At 70.5% G+C, this 20,501-nt stretch carries 20 protein-coding genes and 1 riboswitch; of the genes, 9 read left to right on the top strand and 11 right to left on the bottom strand.

All coding sequences use genetic code 11. From position 1 onward, the window contains the following. Positions 1-26: 26 nt before the first annotated feature. Complete coding sequence (locus NGF19_RS22150) at positions 27-968, bottom strand: ABC transporter ATP-binding protein (protein ID WP_252426837.1); 942 nt, start codon at positions 966-968, stop codon at positions 27-29. Between the two features lie 187 nt (positions 969-1,155). After that, positions 1,156-1,298, top strand: a riboswitch (cobalamin riboswitch). Between the two features lie 35 nt (positions 1,299-1,333). Here NGF19_RS22150 and NGF19_RS22145 point away from each other — a divergent pair. From NGF19_RS22145 to NGF19_RS22135, 3 genes are all read left to right on the top strand, one after another. Beyond that, positions 1,334-1,555 carry a CbtB domain-containing protein gene (locus tag NGF19_RS22145; RefSeq protein WP_252426836.1) on the top strand — a complete coding sequence of 74 codons (222 nt, stop codon included), beginning with the start codon at positions 1,334-1,336 and terminating at the stop codon, positions 1,553-1,555. 21 nt (positions 1,556-1,576) lie between these two features. Next, positions 1,577-2,329, top strand: coding sequence for a CbtA family protein (locus tag NGF19_RS22140; RefSeq protein ID WP_252426834.1), 753 nt, complete (start codon positions 1,577-1,579; stop codon positions 2,327-2,329). A 227-nt stretch (positions 2,330-2,556) separates the two neighbouring features. Beyond that, positions 2,557-4,302 carry a TIGR03767 family metallophosphoesterase gene (locus NGF19_RS22135; protein WP_252426832.1) on the top strand — a complete coding sequence of 582 codons (1,746 nt, stop codon included), beginning with the start codon at positions 2,557-2,559 and terminating at the stop codon, positions 4,300-4,302. 60 nt (positions 4,303-4,362) lie between these two features. On the opposite strand, the gene NGF19_RS22130 is transcribed toward NGF19_RS22135, so the two are convergent. Beyond that, positions 4,363-5,214, bottom strand: a complete 852-nt coding sequence (locus tag NGF19_RS22130; RefSeq protein ID WP_252426830.1) for a helix-turn-helix domain-containing protein — start codon at positions 5,212-5,214, stop codon at positions 4,363-4,365. Positions 5,215-5,459: 245 nt separating this feature from the next. On the opposite strand from NGF19_RS22130, the gene NGF19_RS22125 reads away from it, so the two are divergent. The 3 genes from NGF19_RS22125 to NGF19_RS22115 all read left to right on the top strand — a co-directional run bounded on the left by NGF19_RS22125 (position 5,460) and on the right by NGF19_RS22115 (position 9,184). After that, entirely contained in the window at positions 5,460-6,929 is a 1,470-nt protein-coding gene (locus NGF19_RS22125) for an MFS transporter (RefSeq protein ID WP_252426828.1), read from the top strand. A gap of 108 nt (positions 6,930-7,037) precedes the next feature. Next, positions 7,038-8,243 carry an NAD(P)/FAD-dependent oxidoreductase gene (locus NGF19_RS22120; protein ID WP_252426826.1) on the top strand — a complete coding sequence of 402 codons (1,206 nt, stop codon included), beginning with the start codon at positions 7,038-7,040 and terminating at the stop codon, positions 8,241-8,243. Next, entirely contained in the window at positions 8,240-9,184 is a 945-nt protein-coding gene (locus tag NGF19_RS22115; RefSeq protein ID WP_252426825.1) for an RNA polymerase sigma-70 factor, read from the top strand. The genes NGF19_RS22120 and NGF19_RS22115 overlap by 4 nt, the downstream gene beginning before the upstream one ends. On the opposite strand, the gene NGF19_RS22110 is transcribed toward NGF19_RS22115, so the two are convergent. Further along, entirely contained in the window at positions 9,169-9,894 is a 726-nt protein-coding gene (locus tag NGF19_RS22110; RefSeq protein ID WP_252426823.1) for a TetR/AcrR family transcriptional regulator, read from the bottom strand. The genes NGF19_RS22115 and NGF19_RS22110 overlap by 16 nt on opposite strands. A gap of 136 nt (positions 9,895-10,030) precedes the next feature. On the opposite strand from NGF19_RS22110, the gene NGF19_RS22105 reads away from it, so the two are divergent. Then, a complete protein-coding gene (locus NGF19_RS22105) occupies positions 10,031-11,239 on the top strand; it encodes a saccharopine dehydrogenase family protein (RefSeq protein WP_252426822.1) in 1,209 nt (402 codons plus the stop codon). 144 nt (positions 11,240-11,383) lie between these two features. Next, the gene (locus NGF19_RS22100) at positions 11,384-12,916 is read left to right on the top strand and encodes an APC family permease (RefSeq protein WP_252426821.1); all 1,533 of its coding nucleotides are present in this window, start codon (positions 11,384-11,386) and stop codon (positions 12,914-12,916) included. Positions 12,917-12,977: 61 nt separating this feature from the next. Here NGF19_RS22100 and NGF19_RS22095 read toward each other — a convergent pair whose 3' ends face one another. From NGF19_RS22095 to NGF19_RS22080, 4 genes are all read right to left on the bottom strand, one after another. Then, positions 12,978-13,838 carry a cytochrome c biogenesis CcdA family protein gene (locus NGF19_RS22095; protein WP_252426820.1) on the bottom strand — a complete coding sequence of 287 codons (861 nt, stop codon included), beginning with the start codon at positions 13,836-13,838 and terminating at the stop codon, positions 12,978-12,980. Beyond that, on the bottom strand, positions 13,835-14,533 hold the full coding sequence (locus NGF19_RS22090; protein WP_308288511.1) for a DsbA family protein: 699 nt from the start codon (positions 14,531-14,533) through the stop codon (positions 13,835-13,837). Before NGF19_RS22090 ends, NGF19_RS22095 begins: the two co-directional genes overlap by 4 nt. Positions 14,534-14,731: 198 nt before the next feature. Beyond that, positions 14,732-15,133, bottom strand: coding sequence for a hypothetical protein (locus tag NGF19_RS22085; RefSeq protein ID WP_252426818.1), 402 nt, complete (start codon positions 15,131-15,133; stop codon positions 14,732-14,734). Between the two features lie 249 nt (positions 15,134-15,382). Then, positions 15,383-15,868 carry a hypothetical protein gene (locus NGF19_RS22080; RefSeq protein ID WP_252426817.1) on the bottom strand — a complete coding sequence of 162 codons (486 nt, stop codon included), beginning with the start codon at positions 15,866-15,868 and terminating at the stop codon, positions 15,383-15,385. Between the two features lie 306 nt (positions 15,869-16,174). Between NGF19_RS22080 and NGF19_RS22075 the strand changes: the two genes are divergently transcribed. Next, positions 16,175-16,660: an SRPBCC family protein gene (locus tag NGF19_RS22075; protein WP_252426816.1), complete on the top strand. Its 486-nt coding sequence runs from the start codon at positions 16,175-16,177 to the stop codon at positions 16,658-16,660. A gap of 78 nt (positions 16,661-16,738) precedes the next feature. Here the strand turns inward: NGF19_RS22075 and NGF19_RS22070 are convergent, their stop codons facing one another. The 4 genes from NGF19_RS22070 to NGF19_RS22055 all read right to left on the bottom strand — a co-directional run bounded on the left by NGF19_RS22070 (position 16,739) and on the right by NGF19_RS22055 (position 20,259). Continuing rightward, positions 16,739-17,926, bottom strand: coding sequence for a 4-hydroxybenzoate 3-monooxygenase (locus tag NGF19_RS22070; protein WP_252426815.1), 1,188 nt, complete (start codon positions 17,924-17,926; stop codon positions 16,739-16,741). 99 nt (positions 17,927-18,025) lie between these two features. Beyond that, a complete protein-coding gene (locus tag NGF19_RS22065) occupies positions 18,026-18,958 on the bottom strand; it encodes a hypothetical protein (RefSeq protein WP_252426814.1) in 933 nt (310 codons plus the stop codon). Positions 18,959-19,151: 193 nt separating this feature from the next. Then, positions 19,152-19,718, bottom strand: coding sequence for a rhodanese-like domain-containing protein (locus NGF19_RS22060; protein WP_252426813.1), 567 nt, complete (start codon positions 19,716-19,718; stop codon positions 19,152-19,154). A gap of 109 nt (positions 19,719-19,827) precedes the next feature. Then, positions 19,828-20,259, bottom strand: coding sequence for a rhodanese-like domain-containing protein (locus NGF19_RS22055; protein ID WP_372505715.1), 432 nt, complete (start codon positions 20,257-20,259; stop codon positions 19,828-19,830). Between the last annotated feature and the right edge of the window lie 242 nt (positions 20,260-20,501).

Genomic DNA, 20,501 nt, shown 5'->3' with positions numbered 1-20,501 from the left:
CTCCTTCTGCTCGGTGAGGGTCGCGGTCAACTGCCCGTCTCCTTCTGCTCGGTGAGGGCGAGGAACGCGGCCTCCAGCGGCGACACCACGGGGGCCAGTTCGCGCAACGCGATGCCCGCGCCCACGAGCCGCACCACCAGTTCGTCGAGAGCGGGCACCAGCGCGCGGATGACGAGCAGGTCGGAGTCCTGCCGCACCGCGGCGTCGTCAACGATCCGCACCCCGGCCGTCTCGGCGGCCACCCGACGGGCGGCTTGCGGGTCCGACGTCAGCAGCCGGTAGTCCAGTTCACGATGGTCGGTGGCCAGCTTGCCGAGCGGACCGGAGAAGACGACCCGCCCGGTGGCGATGATGGTGACTTCGGAACACAGCGCTTCGAGGTCGTCCATACGGTGGCTCGACAGCACCACGCTGGTCCCTTCCGCGGCCAGCCGGGTGAGCACCCCGTGGACATGCTTCTTGCCCGCCGGGTCGAGGCCGTTGGACGGCTCGTCGAGCACCAGCAGCCGGGGCCGGGTCAGCAACGCGGCGGCCAGCCCGAGCCGTTGACGCATGCCGAGCGAGAAGCCGCGGGCCCGGTCGTCGGCGACCTCGGTGAGCCCGACCTGGTCGAGGACGTCGTCGACGCCCGACAGGCCCGTGTCGAGGCCGCGCAGAGCGGTCAGCGCGGTGAGGTTCTGCCGGGCGGTGAGCGAGGGGTACAGACCGGGACCGTCCACGAAGCCCGCGACACCGTCGGGGGTGGTGAGCGCTCGCTCGACCGGTGTGCCCAGGACCTCCAGACGGCCACTGTCGGCGACGGCCAGTCCCAGCAGAAGGCCGAGCAAGGTGGTCTTGCCCGCGCCGTTCGGTCCGACCAGGCCGTGGATCTGACCGTGCGCCACATCCAGATCGATGCCGTCGAGTGCGACGACGTCACCGAAACACTTGGTGATTCCGCGAGCTCGGATTGCGGGGAACGTGTCCATGGGCCCCTTCCTTCGAAACCTCCAAGGACCCTAGGGGCGTTACACCTCGCCGGGGTAGACCGCGTGGTGAACGCTGCCCGAACAGTGGGTCGGCTTCGGTCACGGTGGCGGGAACCCAACGAACCAGGGCCTGTTGCGCCTTGACCTCGAAACGAAGGTCACAGCAGGTCGGCACGGTCTTGGCCAGGCGCGCGACTCGCGATACGGTCTGTCCGATATCGACGACGGCGAGACGGAAGCCGGTGGGAATCCGGCACGGTCGCGCCACTGTGTGCGGGACACCTTGCGTGTCCCGTGAGTCAGACCCGTGGCCGTCGTCCAGGAAGCACCGAGATGGGACGCGAACTCCCCAAGGAGGCTCTGCCATGGCGCAGACCGTCGCTCAGTCGACACCCACCACACCCGCCCTCCCCGCCAAGCTGCCGCTGAAGGCGACAGCTCCCTGGGCGGCCTTCTTCGGCATCCTGATGCTGGTCCTGCTGTACTTCGTGGGCGCGGAGCAGGGTGCCACCTCCGTGTTCAGCGGCACGGACGTCCATGAATGGGTGCATGACGCCCGCCACCTGCTCGGCTTCCCCTGCCACTGACGCGAGGGGCGCCGCACACCCATGAACTCCACCACTGTGAGAAGCCTGTTGGTGCGGGGCATGCTCGCCGGCCTGGCCGCCGGTGTACTCGCCCTGGTCGTCGCTTACCTGCTCGGCGAACCGTATGTCGACCAGGCGATCGGCTTCGAGGAAGCCCACGCCCACGAACACGAGATAGAGGCGGTCTCCCGCTCCGTACAGTCCACCGCTGGCCTTGCCACCGGCGTCCTCGTCTACGGGGTCGCCTTCGGTGGCATCGCCGCCCTCGCCTACTGCTTCGCGCTCGGCAGGGTCGGCCGCCTCACGCCACGGGCGACGGCGCTGCTGCTGTCCGGCTGCGCGCTGCTCGCCGTCTATGTCGTCCCGTTCCTGAAGTACCCGGCCAACCCGCCCTCGGTCGGCGAAGCCGACACCATCGGCAAGCGGACCACCCTGTACTTCCTGATGGTGCTGCTCAGTGTCCTTCTCGCCGTCGCCGCCACCATGGCGGGCAAGCGGCTGGCACCCGGCCTCGGCACCTGGTGGGCAACCGTGGTGGCCGTGACCGGCTTCGTCGTGGCGATCGGGCTGGCGTACGCCTTCCTGCCGGTCGTCAACGAGGTGCCGCAGCACTTCCCGGCCGCCCTGCTCTGGCGATTCCGGCTCTCGGCACTGGCCGTCCAAGCCGTCCTGTGGGCCGGATTCGGCCTGCTCTTCGGTGAGTTGGCGGAGCGCCTGCTCAACCCCCGTGCCACAGCGGTGCGTTCCCCGCACACCGCCCCTGCCGCGAACTGAGCGACGGTTCGACGCACATCCGGCGCCCGCGCGAACTCAGTGCGCGGCGCCGGTGTCCGTCGCCACCAATGGTCCCGTCACCCCTGAATCCCCCTCACCCGCTGTTTCCGTGAAGTTTGCTCGGGGCCCCTGGACACTTCTCTACCCATCAGTAAGGTTTGGCGACGGACGGACGTGGTCGGGCAGGCGGGCGGGATTCCCGAGTCCGCCGTGATCAAGGGGAATTCATGAGCGGAATCAGTCGTCGTCGGTTCGTGTCGGGTGCGTCCGCGGCAGTCGCGGGTGCCGCCCTGTGGCCGTTGCTGACGCCAAGTCGTGCGCTCGCGCGGGACAGGGCGCTGGCGCTCACGGCCGCGCGGGCCGTACGGATCGAGGGGACGACGCTCGAACAGGCCGCGATGGCGGTGGGGGACGGGGCGTACAAGCGCCTTGCGGCAGGCCCCGGTTGGCCCCTGGTGGTGCGCGGCGACGTGGCGGGCGCGGCGTCCGGACGGGACGACCGGCGCACCGGGCTCGCCTCCTTCGTCCAATTCACTGACATGCACCTGACAGACACCGAATCCCCGGTGCGGTTCGAGTACCTGGCCAGCCTCATCGACAGCGCGCACCGGCCGCAGGAGGCGCTGACCGTGCAGGGCGCCTCGTCGCTCATCGAGCGCGTCAACCGGGTGCGCCAAGGCCCGTACACCGGCATGCCGTTCAGCATGGTGATGGCCACGGGCGACAACACCGACAACCACGAGCAGCTCGAACTCGACTGGTATCTGACCGTCATGAGCGGCGGCCGGATCACCCCGAACAGCGGCAGCCTCACCCGCTACGAGGGCGTGCAGAACTCGGGCAGCGCTCGGTACTGGAACCCCGAGTCGTCCCTCCAGGACACCTACAAGGCCAAGGGCCTGCCGCAGATCCCCGGCTTCCTGGCCGGTGCGATCCGCCCCTTCGACGCGCCCGGCCTCAGCGTCCCCTGGTACACCACGGTCGGCAACCACGACGACAGCATCGAGGGCACCCTGCCCGACCTCGGCCTGCTGAACGACCTGTACACCGGCTCCCGCAAGGTGGAGGGCTGCGACGCGGCGACCGCCGCCCAACTGGCGGACGCCCTGCAGCACAACCCGGCCCAGGCGGTCACCCTGCTGGCCAAGCTGCTGACGAGCGGCGGCACGATCCGTACGGTCACACCGGACGAGCGGCGCCGCCCGTTCACCCCGACGCAGTTCGCGCAGGCGCACCTGAACCCGGCGTACACCGGCCCCGGCCCCGTCGGCCACGGCTTCACCCAGGACTCGGTCAGCAGCGGCCACCTCTACTACACCTTCGACCTCGCCGACGGAGTCCTCGGCATCAGCCTCGACACCACCAACAGGGCGGGATGGGCTGACGGTTCGATCGGCACCGCGCAGCTCGACTGGCTGGAGTCGGTCCTCAAGTCGCACAGCGGCCACTGGTACGACACCAGCGGCAACCGGGTGCGCGGCGGCTCCGACGACCGCCTCGTCGTCCTCTTCAGCCACCACACCAGCGGCACGATGGGCAACCTGCTGCCCGACCCGTACCATCCGTTCGAGGGCCGGCACAGCGGCTCCGAACTCGTCGCCCTGCTCCAGCGCTTCCCGAACGTCGTGGCCTGGGTCAACGGCCACACCCACGCCAACCGGATCATCCCGCACGGCCACGCCGTCCCCGAGCGCGCCTTCTGGGAGATCAACACGGCGTCCCACGTGGACTATCCGCACCACGCGCGGATCATCGAGATAGCCGACAACCAGGACGGCACCCTCTCGCTGTTCACCACCCTCATCGAGTCCGCGGCGCCGTACCGGACGGACTTCGGCGACACCTCCGACCCCGGCCTCGCCGCCCTGTACCGCGAACTCGCCTACAACGACCCCTACGCCAACCCCTCCGGCCTCATCGGGACCGCGGTCGACCACAACACCGAACTCCTGCTGACGAAGCCGACGGCGTAGCGAACGCCATGGCGGCCGGACGTGCACGGGCGTCCGGCCGCGCGGTACGTCAACTCCCTCTCAGGAGGCGGCATCCAGGCCGAGCATGGCCTGCTCGTCCGGGGTGCCGGGGGTTGCCTGGTAGACCACCAGCCGCTGGCCCCCGGTGCGCGCCAGGCGCATGACCTCGTAGGTCAGCGTCATCGGCCCGACGCCCGGATGCCGGAAGCGCTTCTGTCCGCCGCCGCGCTCGCAGACGTCGTAGCGCTCCCACAGCCGCGCGAACTCCGGTGACTTCAGTACCAGTTCGCCGACCAGTGTGGTCAACTCGGGATCGTCCGGGTCGGCGCCCGAGACGGCCCGCAGATGCGCCACCGAGACCGCGACCGTCTCCTCCCACGGCTCGTAGAGCGTCCGGCCGACCGGGTGCAGGAACAGATAGCGTGTCAGGTTGCGCTGCTCCTGCGGCCAGTCCCAGAGCCCGGGAAGCAGCCGCCGGGCGGCCGGATTCCCGGCCAGGATCCGGTTGTAGCGGCTCACCACGTAGGCGGGCAACGGACGTACGGACTCCAGCATCCGCAGCACCGAGTCGCGGACGACGTTGTCCGAGCAGGCCTCCAACTCGGAGACGCGGCCCGAGGCCAGCTCCGCCAACTCGTGCAGGCGCTCGTACCCGTCGCCGCGCAACCGCAGCGCGCGGCCGAGGGCGTCCAGGACGGCGGGGGAGGGATTGGTCTCCCGGCCGCGCTCCAGCCGGATGTAGTAGTCGACACTCACCCCGGCGAGCGCCGCCAGCTCCTCCCGGCGAAGCCCCGGAGTACGGCGCAGACCCGCCCCGGCCGGGAGACCGACCTCCTCCGGGCGGACCTGAGCCCTGCGGGCCTTCAGATACCTGCCGAGCTCGGTGCCCCGCACGTCCGCTGCTGCTGTCATTCGATCATTGTGACAGGTGCATGGGAAGCGTGAGGGGGTGTGTCAGGGCCAGGAACGCGGCACCCCGGGTGCGGCGCGGTCTACCTGACTGCCCTGCGGAAGCGGAGAGTTGATCTCGCAGCGGGCGGCGCCACCGCCGGGGCCCAGGGGGTGCGAGACACCGGGCCGCGGTCCCGGCGGTGCGGCGCCGCCGCTCGGTCGCCTTCGCCGACCACCAACCACCCCACCGCACCGAGGAGTTCACGATGTCGTCCCTGAGCACCGCGTCCCCCGTCACCGCTCCCGAACACGACCTCGAACTCCGGGGACGAGCACCGGACCCGCGCCGACCAGCCGCACCGAGGGGGGCGGGCGAACCGAGAGGGGCGGGCGCACCGAAGGGAGCGGGCGTCGCCCTGCTCGCCTCCCTGCTCGGGTTCACGGTGATCACCATCGATGTCTCGGCGGTGAACATCGCCCTGCCCGCGATCCGGACCTCCCTCAGCGGCGGAATGACCGGGTTGCAGTGGGTGTTGGACGCGTACACCCTGATGTTCGCGGCCCTGATGCTCTCCGCCGGTGCCTTCGCCGACCGCGTCGGTGCCCGCCGCGCCTACGGCTGGGGCGTCGTCCTGTTCACCCTCGCCTCCCTCGGCTGCGCCCTCGCGCCCGGCATCGGTGCGCTGGTCGCCGCGCGGGTGGCGCAGGGTGCCGCCGCCTCGATCGTGATGCCCGCCTCGCTGGCCCTGATCCGGCAGTCCTACGACGACGCTCGGGCGCGGGCCCGCGCCATCGCGCTGTGGACGGTCGGCGGCTCGGTGGCGATGGCCGCGGGCCCCGTGCTGGGCGGGCTGCTCACCGACTCGGCCGGCTGGCGGGCCGTCTTCCTGCTCAACCTCCCCGTGGGCCTGGTGATCCTCGGCCTGCTGGTCCGGGTGGAGCGCTCCCCGCGCAGGCCCGCCGCGCTGGACGGCGGCGGCCAGCTCACCGCGGTACTGACCCTGGCCGCCCTGGCCTTCGCGGTGATCGAGGGCGGCCACCTGGGCTGGACCAGCGCCCCCGTACTGGCCGCGATGGCACTTGCCCTCGCCGGCGCCTACGCCTTCCGTACGGTGGAGGCCCGCCACCACCAACCCATGGTCCCGCTGCCTCTTCTGACGGACCGTAAGATCTCCGTCCCACTCGCGGCCGGGTTCGCCCTCAACGGCGCCTTCTACGGCGGGATCTTCCTGCTCGGGCTGTACTACCAGCAGGTGCGCGGGATGTCGGCGATCACCGCCGGGCTGATGTTCGTCCCCATGTCGATGGTGGTCACCGCGACCAACCTCGTCTCGCCCCGGCTGGCGGAGCGGATCGGGCGGCGCCCGGTGATCGTCGCCGGACAGTTGATCCTGGTCGCGGCCATGCTGGCCCTGCTCCCGCTGAGCGCCCACACCCCGGTCTGGCTGGTCCTGCTCCTGCTGCTGCCGCTGAGCACGGGCGGGGCGCTCACGGTGCCCGCGCTGACCGCCCTGCTGATGGACGCCGTCCCCGCCCAGCGCGCCGGAACCGCGTCGGGACTCCTCAACTCCCTTCGCCAGACCGGCGGCGCGCTGGCCGTCGCCCTCTTCGGCGGCCTGCTCACCGGCCCTGGCGGCGACTACTCCCTCCCGGGCATGCGCCTCGGACTCCTCATCGTCGCCGCGGTCCTCCTCGTCACCGCCGCACTCTCCCGCCTCCTGTTGCCCCGAGGCTGACACCCGCCGACCCGGCTGTGTCGCGCGTCACATCGATTTCATGTCACGTAGGGACGGGCCGCTCCCATCTGGTGAGGGTCAGCAGGAACACGGGAGGAAGGCACACCGATGAGCGCACAGCACGAAGCCCGCACGGCGACCGCGCACCACGTCGTGATCCTGGGCGCGGGATACGCGGGGATGTCGGCGGCGATCCAGCTCGCGGCCCGCGTTCGGCGGCACGAAGACGTACAGGTGACGCTGGTGAACGCGCAGGAGCGGTTCGCCGAGCGGCTGCGGCTACACATGACGGGGACGGGGCAGCGACTGTCCGAGCTGAGTATCCCCGAACTGCTGGAGGGCACCGGAGTGCGGTTCGTGCGCGGCTGGGTGACGGCGGTGGACGCGGCCGCGAAGACCGTGCGGATGGACGACCGACACACCCTGCGCTACGACACGTTGGTGTACGGGTTGGGCAGCGTGGCCGACACGGAGTCGGTACCGGGCGCGGCGGAGTACGCCCACACCTTCGACAGTGTCCACGACGCCGAGGTGCTGGCCGCCCGACTGGCGCGGCTCGCCGGAGGCACGGTGATGGTCGCCGGCAGCGGACTGACCGGCATCGAGACAGCGGCCGAAATCGCCGAGCGGTACCCGGAGTCGCACGTCGTCCTGCTGGGTCGGCAGGAACCCGGCGTGACCATGAACCCGAAGGCCAGGGGGTATCTGCACGCCGCGCTCGACCGCTTGGGCGTCACTGTGCGCAGCGGGGTCGAGGTGGCCGAAGTGCTGCCCGACGCCGTCAAGTTGACCGGAGGTGAGCGTGTCGACGCCGACGTGGTCGTGTGGACGGGCGGCACACGGATCTCGCCGCTGGCCGCCGCGGCCGGACTGACCGTCGACGAGCGCGGGCGCATCGTCACCGACACCGCACTGCGGTCGGTGTCGCACCCCGAGGTGTACGCCGTGGGCGATGCCGCTGCGATCCGCCAGGGGTACGGCCTCATGCACGGCACCTGTCAGGGCGGCATGCCGACCGGGGTGCACGCCGCGGTGTCGATCGCCCGCACCCTGAAGGGTAAACAGCCCAAGGCGTTCCGTTTCGGCTATTACCACGCACCCGTGAGCCTGGGCCGCGACGACGCGGTCGTGCAGTTCACCCACCCCGACAACAGCCCCCGACGCATCTGCCTGACCGGCCGGAGGGCGGCCTGGTACAAGGAGACGGTGACCGCTTCCCCCTGGCCGACCTATGGCCGTATGAAGAAGATGCCCGCCTCGGGCGTGTTCTGGCCCCGCGGAGGCCGCTTCACCCGGATCGGAGAGGCGCGATGACCGACCCGTCCCCGGACATCGCTCAGCAGGAGTTCGGCCAACGGACGCTGGATCAACGGGCGTTCGACCGGCACCGCAACCTGCTGTTCTCGGTGGCCTACCGTGTACTCGGCAGCGCGGCGGACGCCGAGGACGCGGTCCAGGACGCCTGGATCAAGTGGTCCGCCACCGACCGTTCCCAAGTAGCCGATCCCAAGGCCTACTTGACGCGGATCGTGTCCAACCAGGCGCTGGAACAGCTCCGTTCGACCCGGCACAAGCGGGAGACCTATGTGGGGCCATGGCTGCCGGAACCCGTCCTCACCACCGGGGACACCGCCGACGCCGTCACCGATGCCGAGTCGGTGTCGATGGCCATGCTGGTGGTGCTGGAGACGCTCAGCCCCCTCGAGCGCGCCGTGTTCGTCCTGAAGGACGTGTTCGGCTTCAGCCACCTGGAGATCGCGGAGATGGTGGAGCGTTCCGAGGCGGCGGTGCGGCAGGCCGCACACCGCGCCCGCGAGCATGTGCGGGCCCGCCGGCCGCGTTTCACCGCGGACCGGTCACGACAACGCGAGGTCACCGAGCGGTTCTTCGCCGCCGCGACCGGTGGTGACGTGAGCGCCCTGATGGAGCTGCTGTCCCCGGACGTCACCCTGTGGACCGACGGTGGCGGCAAGGTCCGCCAGGCCCTGCGCCCGGTCGTCGGTGCCGCCACGGTGGCCGCCTGGTTCGCGGCGATCGGCACCGTCACCTACCAAGGTGTCGCACCGGCCGACATGACCGCCGAACTCGTCGAGATCAACGGCGGACCCGGCATGGTGTTCCGCGCACCGGACCGCGTGATCGCCACGGTCACCTTCGACTTCGACGCCGACGGCAGCATCACCGCCCTCCACAACGTGGCCAACCCGGACAAGCTCCGCGCCATCGGCGAGGGAACCACCTACGCACTGTGTTGACCGTCCGCCGCCGAGCGGGCGAGCGTGGTGGCGGCGCTGTCCAGCAGCATCTCCAGGGCCGTCGGATAGGCGCTGTCGTTCATGCGCTCGACCAGCAGGGAGGCCGTGGCCGCGATGTTCGGATGGGTCTGTGCCGGGAGCCGGGCGTAGGTCGCGTGCCAGACCGCTTCGTCGGCGACGCGCGCGGCATGCGGAAGGGCACGACCGGCCGCGTCCAGCGCGGCGAAGGCCAGCGTCTGGTCGATGAACGCGTGGTACACGCGCACCACCTCCCGGTCGGGCAGGCCCGCCGAACGCAGCACACCGAGGATCACCTCGTCGGCGTCGATCTCGTTCGCGCGGCCACTGACCCGGCTCGCGGTGAGCACCGCCGCCTGGGGATGGGCGAGATAGGCGGAGTGGATGCGCAGGCCCAGATCGCGCAGATCGGCACGCCAGTCCCCGGTGGCCTCCCAGCCCCGCACCGCGCGGCCGATCAACTCGTCCGCGATGGCGAGCGTGAGGTCGTCGGCGCCCCGGAAGTAGCGGTAGAGACTGCTCGGATCCGCCCCGAGCGCCGCACCGAGACGCCGGACGGTCAGCCCCTCCCTGCCGTGCTGCTGCAGCAGCCGCATCGCGGTCTCGACGATGAGCCGCTCCGAGAGAACCACGCCCCCTTTGGTGGGCTTCCTACGCCTTCGCGCCGCCTCCGGCACCACATTCTTGGGCATAACCCCTCCTCCACCAGCGCATTCGCAGCTTATGCCAACGGCATTGACGTGTGCTGGCCGGGGGACCTTTCATGGGCGCACCAAGGCTCCGGCCTCTGCTGATGACCGGCCTCTGCTGATGAAAGGCATCATTGCCATGCGAGTACTGCTTGTGGGCGCGGGCGGCGTAGGAACGGCGATCACCCGGATCGCGGCCCGCCGCTCCTTCTTCGACCACATCGTCGTCGCCGACTACGACCTGTCCAGGGCCGAAGCGGCGGTGGCGGCACTGGGCGAGGGCAGCACCCGGTTCAGCGCCACGCGCGTCGACGCCTCCGACCAGGCCGCGGTCACCGCACTGCTCACCCAGGAGCGCTGCGACGTCCTGCTCAACGCCACCGACCCGCGCTTCGTGATGCCGCTGTTCGAGGCCGCGCTGGAGGCCGGGGCGCACTACATCGACATGGCGATGTCCCTGTCGTACCCGCACCCCGAGCGGCCGTACGAGACGTGCGGTGTCAAGCTCGGCGACGCGCAGTTCGAGCGTGCCGAGGCCTGGGAGCAGGCCGGACGCCTCGCGCTCGTCGGCGTCGGTGTGGAGCCTGGCCTGTCCGACGTCTTCGCCCGCTACGCCGCCGAGGAACTCTTCGACGAGATCGAGGAGATCGGCGTCCGCGACGGCGCCAACCTGACGGTCGACGGATACGACTTCGCGCCCTCCTTCTCCATCTGGACGACCATCGAGGAGTGCCTGAACCCGCCGGTGATCTGGGAGAAGGACCGCGGCTGGTTCACCACGCCGCCCTTCAGCGAGCCCGAGGTCTTCGACTTCCCCGAGGGCATCGGCCCCGTCGAGTGCGTCAACGTCGAGCACGAAGAGGTCCTGCTGATCCCGCGCTGGGTGGACGCCGAGCGGGTCACCTTCAAGTACGGGCTCGGCGACGAGTTCATCGAGACGCTCAAGACCCTGCACAAGCTCGGCCTCGACCGTACGGAGAAGGTGACCGTCGGCGGTACGCAGGTCTCCCCGCGTGACGTCGTCGCCGCCTGCCTGCCCGACCCGGCCACGCTCGGCGACCGTATGCACGGCAAGACGTGCGCCGGTACCTGGGTCAAGGGCACCAAGGACGGACAGCCGCGCGAGGTGTACCTCTACCACGTCGTCGACAACCAGTGGTCGATGCGCGAGTACGGCTCGCAGGCCGTGGTCTGGCAGACCGCCATCAACCCGGTCATCGCCCTCGAACTGCTGGCCGACGGCACCTGGAGCGGGGCCGGCATCCTCGGCGCCGAAGCCTTCGACCCCCGCCCCTTCCTGAACCTGCTGACCGAGTACGGCTCCCCCTGGGGCATGCGCGACCAGTAGTCCCTCGCCGGTCCCCTCGCCGCCGGTCCGGCCCCACTCCGGGGGCCGGACCCGGCACGCCCCGCCCCCGGCCGACGCGCTCGCGTCCGGCCCGGCCATCGCAGTACCCCACGCCCCGCCGACCCCCCGAAGCAAGGGAGCACATTGAAGAACGACGTTGCGGCGGACGCCCGCCCGCCCGGGGAACCCAAGGCCGACGCCATCGGCTTCGTCGATGCCCTCGTCATCGGTCTGAACTCCACCTCCCCGGCCTACTCCCTCGCCGCGGTCATCGGCCCGGTCGTGGCCCTCGTCGGGGTCTACGCCCCCGGCATCATGCTGGCCTCCTTCATCCCGATGCTGCTCATCGCATCGGCGTTCCACTACCTCAACAAGGCCGACCAGGACTGTGGCACCACGTTCTCCTGGGTCACCCGGGCCATGGGACCGTGGGCCGGCTGGCTCGGCGGCTGGGCCATCGCGATGACCGGCGTCCTGGTGGTCGGCTCCCTCGCCGACGTCGCCGTGAACTTCGGGCTGCTCGCCATGGGCCTGGACAGTCTGGCTGCCGACGATCTGGTGCGGCAGACCCTGACCGTCGTCCTCATCCTCGCGATGACCGCGGTGTGCGTCATGGGCACCGAGACATCGGCCAAGGTGCAGAACGTCCTCATCCTCGCCCAGGTCGCCTTCCTCCTCACCTTCGCGGTGGTGGCCCTGTACCGCGTGTACGCCGGCACCGCGATGCCCAAGTCGCTCACACCGTCGGTCAGTTGGCTGAACCCCTTCGGCGCCGGAGGTGCCGCGCTGACCGGGGGCCTCCTGCTGAGCGTCTTCATCTACTGGGGCTGGGAGTCGGCGGCCAACCTCACCGAGGAGGTCGAGGACTCCGCCAGCGCCCCCGGCAAGGCGGGCATCTGGTCGACGGTCGTCCTCCTGGTGACCTACGTGTCCGTGGCCTTCGCCATCGTGGCCTTCGCCGGGACCACCTTCCTGGCCTCCAACGCCGACGAGGAAGAGGCCGTCTTCGCCGTCCTCGCCGAGAAGGTGATGGGCGGCTGGGACTGGGTCGTGCTCCTCGCGGTCTGCACCTCCGCGCTGGCCTCGACCCAGACCACCATCCTCCCCGCCTCCCGCACCCTGCTGTCCATGGCCCGCCGCCATGCCCTGCCCCAGCACTTCGGCAAGGTGCACCACCGCTTCCAGACCCCCCATGTCAGCACCTGGTGGGTCGCCGGGGTGGCCATCGTCTGGTACCTGGGCGTCAACCAGATCAGCGAGAACGCCCTGCTCGACTCGCTGACCGCGCTGTCGCTGCTCATCGCGTTCTACTACGCGCTCACCGGTGTGGCCTGCGCGGTCTACTACCGCCACCGCCTCCTGGAGAGCCTGCGCAACTTCGTTCTCATCGGCGTGGGTCCGCTGGTGGGAGCCGCCATGCTGACCTGGCTCCTGGTGGAGTCCGTCATCGACATGTCCGACCCCGAGAACTCCTACAGCGGGGTCACCTGGTTCTCCCTGGGCCCGCCGCTCGTCATCGGCATAGGCATCACGGCGGCCGGAGTGGTCACCATGCTCCTCTGGCGCCTGTTCTCCGCCGACTTCTGGGCGGAACGCCCCAGCGTGGCCGAGCCGGAGACCCCGGGCACCTCGGACACCCAGGTCATGTCCCCCGAGGCCGCCCCAGCGGAGGCATGAGCCGCACTTCGTACGGAAGGGGCGTCACCGGGTCGGCTCCGACCCGGTGACGACGGCTGTGTCAGACCGCCGAGTCCGACTCCTCCTGGGGTTCCTCCGCCGGGAGGCGACGCAGGCGGACGGCGGCCGTCACCGCCATGGCCGCTCCCGCCAGGGCCACCACCAGGAGCAGGGCTCGGTCGGAGACGGCCTTGCCGAGGCGCACGGCGCCGTCCTCCCAGGCCGCCTGGGTGTCGATGTCCAGCAGGGACGGCAGGGCGGACGTGCCGTCGAAGAGCAGGAACACCACCCCCAGCAGGACGAAGACCAGCCCGCCCACGAGCGAGGTGCTGTGCACCGTCAGCGGGCCCAGCCGCATCGCGCGCCCTCGCAACCAGCGGCGGCGGCCGAGGTCGTAGCGGTCCCACAGCAGCGCCAGGACGAACATGGGCACCGCCAGGCCGAGCGCGTAGACGGCCAGCAGCAGACCTCCGTGCACGGGGCTGCCGTCCAGCGCCGCGACCGTGAGGATGCCGCCGAGAATGGGTCCGGCGCAGAAGCCCGCGAGGCCGTAGACGGTGCCCAGGGCGAACACCGACAGCGCGGACCCGGCCCCACGGCTGCCCGCCGCCTGCTGAAGACGGCGCGATCCGAAGCCCACGCCCAGGATCTGGGCCAGCCCCAGCCCGATCATCGTCCAGCCGCCCACGGCCACCAGCAGATCCCGGTGCCCGTAGAACAGGCGGCTGGCGAAGGAACCGGCCACGCCGAGCGGCACCAGTGTGGTGATCAGGCCCGCGTAGAAGACCGCGGTGCGCAGCGACAGACGGGTGCGAGTGGTGAAGGAGTAGGCGAAGAACGCGGGCAACAACAGCGCACTGCACGGGCTGAGCAGCGCCAGCAGCCCGCCGAGGAAGGCCGTCGCCACGGTGACGCCGCTCATCGCCGGGCTTCCTTCGCGGCCTTGTCGATGGCGTCGGTGAAGGTGCTCAGCGGCTGGGCGCCCAGGATGGGCGTGGTGTTGACGACGAAGGCGGGGGTGCTGGACACGCCCAGCGTGTAGCCCTCTCCCTGGTCCTGGCCCACCGACGCCTGGGCGGCGTCGGACTCCATGTCGGTGGCGAAGCGGTCGAGATCGCGGACACCCGCCGCACGGGCCATCTCGCGCAGCCGCGCGGTGGAGAACTCGCCCTTGTTGTGGGCGTGTTCCTTGGCGTAGGCGACATCGTGGAACTGCCAGAACCGGCCCTGCTGCCCGGCGGCCCAGGAGGCGCGGGCGGCCCGCTCCGATTCGGCCCCGAACACGGGGAAGTTGCGCCACTCGATCCGCAGGTCCCCCTTGTCCACGTACGTGCTGACGAGTTGCCGCTCGGTCTCCCGCGCGAACTTCCCGCAGAAGGCGCACTGGAAGTCCGCGTAGGCGATCAGGACGACGGGCGCGTCGGCGCGGCCCATGGCAAGCGGGTCCTTGGCGTCCCGGCGGGCCAGGGCGAGCAGCGACTTCTGCTGCTCGTCGAGGGTGGCTTCGCCGACGGGTGACGAGGCGGCGGCTGCGGGCCGGTCGGGGGATTCGGAACCCCCCGAACCACCGCCGAGGGCGGCGATCGCGGCCAGACCGGCCACCACGGCGCCGCTCACGGCGATCAGGGTGAGACGGCGACGGCGGGCACGAAGAGAGGACGGCACGGTACCTCCGAAGTCAGGTGTGCGAGAGCAAGGAGAAGAGGGGAAGTGGGGCGAGCGGTGCGCAGGAATGCCCCGTAACTCCGCGCGCGTACGCGGGCGTTGGGCAGCGCGAAGCGGTACGGGAGGCGGGGCGACCGTGCGCGCGCGGGCCTACAGCCGTCGTACGGAGAGTTCCGCGAGGTCGGGTGGGGAGGGGGCCGGACCGCGGTGCCGCACCCGCGCGGGCAGGGCCGCCCGCGCCGACGCCAGGGCGTCGGGTGCTGTCGGCAGGGCACGAACGAGGGGCACGGCGAAGTGCGACTGCTGTCGCTCCGGCTGTGTCTTCTTCAGACAGGGAGCGGTGGTCGCGGTGCGGGGCGCGTCCTGACCGACGCTGCCCAGCGTCGGGTGGCTCGGTGCGCGAAGGTCGGCCGCGGCCGAGGAGTGTGCCGCCTGTGACAGGGCCGGGGAGGCGGAGGTCGCGCAGAGCAGTGCGGCCAGCAGGGTCAGCAGTGCGAGGGCGGCGCCCATGGCACCGCGGCGCTTGCCCTGCATCGCCGTGCCCCCCGTCACTCGCCCCGGACCACCATAGACCAGGTGAGCCGGGGTGCAGCGATGCCGGGGAGGTGCGTGCCGGGGGTGGTGAATCGGTGTCAGGGACGGCTTGGTGACGTGATCACAGGCCGGACACCGTCACGCTACGACCCGATCGTGTTCGAGCGCGATCGTCGTGGCCGGAGTTGAGCCCGGTGGGGGAGTGGGGACATGTGGCATGAGGGCCCGCCTGGGAGCAGGCGGGCCCTCATGCGACAAGCGGGAGCGTCAGTCGCCGGTGTTGCTGGCCCAGACCGGCCGCCTGGCGCTGTTGTAGATCACGAGGTTGCCGTCGTCCTGCACGGCGAGATAGGCCCCCTTGTGCCACGTTCCGGAAGCCCAGACGGCCTGGCCCGAGGCGTTGTACACCACGAAGTTGCCGTCTTCCTGGAAGACGGCGCAGTTGCCGTGGTTCCAGGCGTTCGGGGCCTGCCAGACCGGGCGGCCGTTCTTGTAGAGCACGAGGTTGCCGTCGGACTGCATGCGGAGAATGGCCCGCCCATTACCGGACGTCCAGGCCTGGTTCTTACAGATCTGGGCCCGGGGGCGAATGATGGTGTCACTGGTGAGCGCGACCGCGGGGGCAGCGACGGTGGCGGGAGTCGCCCTGGTGACGGCCGCGGAGGCGGGAGCCGCCGTCGCGAGCCAGCCACCCGACGCCACGATGCCGATGGCGGCCAAGACACCGACTCGGCTCTTGAATCCGTTGAGCACGCTTCACTCCTGACGTTGAGACGAAAGAAGTGAGAACCGAATTGGTTTCACTTCGCGTTATCAGCATCAGGGTTGGAAGCCTCTCTGTGCAAGGGAAAGTCGGAGACAGCTATATTCGTGATTATCGTTCCTGTGATTCTCCATTCTTCACTCTTTCGATTCTCGCGATTCCTGAGATTCGCCCGATCCCCCTGGTCTCCCTGACGCTGATTTCTGTATACCTGTAATACAACATCAACTACACTGACCCCGAACTACCGTTCTGTCTTGGAGGTTGAAGCGATGCGTCTTGCCGATGGTCCTCACGTGGAATGTGCGATCGAGATCGCCGCCGAGCCGAAGCGGGTGTGGGAGTTGGTGTCGGACATCTCCACCTCGGCTCGGCACAGCCCGGAACTGCAGGAGGTGGAGTGGCTGGACGGAGCCGACGGGCCGGTCGTCGGCGCGCGTTTCGCCGGCCGCAACCGCAACGACCACATCGGGGAGTGGCGCACCGTCAGCCGCGTCGTGGAGGTGACGCCGCCGCACACCTTCCAGTGGGAGGTGATCTATGACGGCCCGGAGAGCAGCGAGGTGCTGGCCATCTGGACGTACACGCTGGAGCCGCTCGCGGACGGTGCGGGCACGCGGGTGGAGCACGGCATGCGGTTCGGGTCCGGTCGCAGCCCGCTTCAGGACTTCGTCGAGAAGAACCCGGAGAAGGAGGAGCAGATCGTCGACGGTCGGCTGGCGCTGCTGCGTACGGGTATCGAGGCGACGCTGGCCGGAGTGAAGGCCGAGGCAGAGGCGTAGCCCGGAAGGGCCGGGCCCGCCGTCGGGATCCGGCGGCGGGCCGGTGCGCCGACGACGCTGTACGGCAGCCACTTGGCGTCAGGCGAGCCCGGCCATGAGTTCGGCGAAGTCGAGGGCGGCGGTGCGGGAAGTGCAGAGCCGGTCCAGCCGGGCCAGCGCCAGTTTGCGGTGGAAGGGGCCCGCCCGCGAGACGTCGCCCGCGTCGTGGAGCATCTCGGTCATCCAGCGCGAGAACTCCTGGTAGTTCCAGGTGCGGCGCAGGCAGGCGGCGGAGTAGGACTTCAGTCCGGACTCGTCCCCGTCGGCGAGGAAGTCGCGTACGGCGCGGGCGAACATCTCGGCGTCGTACAGGGCGAGGTTCATCCCCTTGCCGCCCACTGGGGACACCACATGGGCCGCGTCACCGGCCAGGTACAACCTGCCGTAGCTCATCGGTTCATGGACGACGCTCCGCAGCGGGAAGACGACCTTCTCGGTGATCGCGCCTGCCACCAGTCCGTCTTCGCCCAGCCGGGTCCGCAGGTGCCCCCACACCCGTGCGTCCGGCCAGTCCTCCACCCGGTCCGTGGGCGGGCACTGCAGATAGAAGCGGCTGGCGAAGGGGCCGCGCGCGAAGTGTCCCGCGAAGCCGTGGCGGCTGATGGCCATCAAGGGGTGGGGCGGGGGCGGTGCCTCGGCGAGCACGGTCAGCCAGGAGATGCCGTGGTCGTACGGGTAGGCCGTCAACTCGCCCTCGGGTACGGAGGCCCGGCTGACCCCGTGGTCGCCGTCGCACCCGGCGACGAAGTCGCAGGTGATCTCGTGCGCGGTGCCGTCCGGAGCGCGGTAGCGGACCGTCGGACGAGGACCCGTGAGCCCGTCCAGGGCCACCTCGGACGCTTCGAAGCGCAGATCGCCGCCGTCGTCGCGGAACGTCGCGATCAAGTTGGCGACGAGGACCTGCTGGGGGCACAGCAGTGACTGCGGGCCGTCGTCGTCGGTGCCGAACCGCAGCAGGCGCTGCTGTCCGTCCACCCGGATCTCCAGGACGTCGTCGGACGGTGCGCCGCCGAGGACGCGGGTGTCCAGTCCCCACTCCTGGTACATGCGTACGGCGCGGGTCTCGACGATGCCGGCGCGCTGCCGCCGCTCCGTGTAGGTACGGTCCTGCCGTTCCAGTACGACGCAGGAAATCCCGGCGCGGTGAAGGAAGTTGGCCACGGTCAGCCCGGCCGGTCCCGCCCCCACGACCACGACCCGGGTCGACTCCCGCACCGGCTGCGTCATATCGGCTCCCCCTGCCTGTCCAGCCCAGGTCGGCGCTCCAAGTTACGCCATCGGCAAGGCAGTTGCCAGGGTGACCGCCTCGCGGCGACGGGCCTGCCGTCAACGTGCTGGATGCGCACGCTGCCGTTGGATCAGTGACCTCGCCATGCCGACCCCCGCTACGACGGCGGCGAGGTGCAACACGGGTGCGGCGACCAGGCTTTCGGGCAAGGTGACGTCGCTCGGGCGCGCCAGCGCCACGAACACGGTGAGCGGCAACTTCCAGGCGCCCCAGGCGAAGAGCGAGCCCGACCCGAGCCAGCCGAGCACCAGCAGGAGCCGGTGGAACACGCGGGCCGAACGCTTGCGGACGAGCGCCCAGGTGGCGACGGCCCCGGCCAGCGCCCAGAGCGCGCCCACACCGGTCATCAGGTACCAATTCGTGTCCCGCTCAGCCGGGTTCGCGATGCCGAGGGTGCCGCCGATCGTCCAGTACAGCCAGACGAGACCGACGACGCCCGCGACGAACGTCGGCCATGGCGCAGAGGTGCGGGCCTTGTCCCCGGCCTGGGGGGCGAAGGCCTCCGGCCAGCGCCGGATCAGGTAGGCGGGCAGCGCGAGGGCCAGACCCAACCCCATGCCGATGAAACCGAATTGGATCAGAGCGGCTTCCCAGCCAGGCATGGACGGGTCGTCGCCCCCGTGGTCGGCTGCCGTGCTCTGCCCGGCGTCGAGCACCGTGCTGAGCACGGCGTACGGCAGGATCGACACGAGGAATCCGGCCCCCGTCCAGGCACAGAAGGCCACCAGCCGGCCGGGTATCCGCATGCCCCAGGGTCGGACCAGGGCGAGCGCCAAGGCGATCCCGAGTACCGCCATGCCGATGGTCACCGTATTGAGGAGGACCCAGCCGGCCAGGTCGAAGCCCTCGCCGATCGGTGTCAGGCCCAGCAGGGAGCCGATGACCCACGACGCCTTGATCACTGCATACGGGGACAGGGCAAGCGCCGCCCCGTATCCCGCCCACCGCCCGATCCGATCCCACCGTTCCACCTGGATGCCCCTTCCACGGAAAGGACCCCAGTCTTGGGCGTCGCCCTGAAGGCAGGCATCAACTATCGAGGCTCTTCGCCTCCGTTGCGCGGCGGAGCCCGCTCTCATCCTTCAGGTGGACCCTGTCGGCCAGGGGGGGCGAACAGGTGAACCGTCATCGTCCCTCAGGAGGCCGGGCCCGGTCGGCCTCCTGTCACTTCCGCAGGTTGCCCAGGATGTCGTCGAGGTCGGCCGTGCCGCCGCGGGGGCGGTTGTAGGGGAGCTTGGCCAGCATGGTGCCCATGGCGCAGGTGTTGCTGAGCGCGGAGAAGACCAGACCGGCGCCGATGGCTGCGGAGACCCAGCGGGCACCGGGCAGTGCGAGGTCGACCAGCATGCCCGCGATCACCAGGGAGCCCGCGGCGAGCCGGACCTGGCGGTCCATGGCCCATACGGCACGGGCACCGGCGGGCCGGTCCAGCGGTCGGCCGCCCTGGGCCCACGCGGCGGTGCCGCCGACGACGGTGAACGCGGGGATTCCGGCCGCCGCCAACTGGGAGCAGGCGGTCTGGGAGCGGGCGCCGGAGGCGCAGACCACGGCGAGTTCGCCGCGCTCGGCGGCGGCGCGCAGGTCGGGCAGGGCGCGCTGCAGCTTGTCGAGCGGGATGTTGAGGGCGCCGGGTATGTGTCCGCCGGCGTACTCGCCGGGTGAGCGCACGTCGATGACGGTGAACTGTCCCAGACGGGGTTCGAGCTGCTCGGCGGTGAGTGAGGCTGCCATGGTGGGGGTGTTCCTTTCGGTGAACGGTTCCGGGGTGCGGAGCGGAACGGCTGCCGCGGGGGTACGGGCCTTGGTTGCGGGTGTCAGCGCGGGGCGCCGACGCGGGCGGTCAGATGACCTGCCCGTCCTGACCGGCGTTGTCCTGGACGGGCAGTCCGGCCTCGGCCCAGGCGCGCATCCCGCCGGAGACGTTGGAGACGTCCACGCCGCGGGCGGCGAGGAGTTCGGCGGCCTTCTGGGAGCGGTTGCCCGAGCGGCAGATCGCCAGCACCGGGCGCCCCTGGGCCGCGGCGGGGAGGTCGGCCCCGGCGGCGACGGCGATGAGCGGCTGCCAGACGGAGCCGGGCGCGTGACCTGCGGCGTACTCGTCGGTCTCCCGGACGTCGAGCAGCACCGCCTCGCCCGCCTCGGCACGGTCATGGGCTTCGGTCACGGTGATCTGCGTGGGGCCGGAGGTGTGCGCGAAGAGCGGCATGGCGGTCCTTGAGGGGTCTCGGTGGTGGGTTCGGGTCTCCGCGGAGTACATGTGCTCCTCGTCCATGTGCTCGTCCTTCTGGCGGATACCTAGGGGGGTATGCTTCGCTGCACATCATATACCCCCACCCGTATTCATTGGCCAGGCCTTGGCCGTGACTCCGGGGCTGGTCCAGGTGGTGTGCGACAGGTCACGGGGGCCTCGGGAGTAATACCCCCGGGGGTATTGTTCGCAGTGATGCCGCACCCCCTACGGCTGCAAAGGAGACCCTTGTGTTCTTCGCCCAGTACTACCTCGACTGCCTCTCT

It is taken from the genome of Streptomyces macrolidinus, assembly GCF_023887685.1.
Classification (GTDB): Bacteria; Actinomycetota; Actinomycetes; order Streptomycetales; family Streptomycetaceae; genus Streptomyces; species Streptomyces macrolidinus.
Note: the sequence above shows the minus strand (reverse complement) of the source record. Positions and strands in the feature narration are given on the sequence as shown.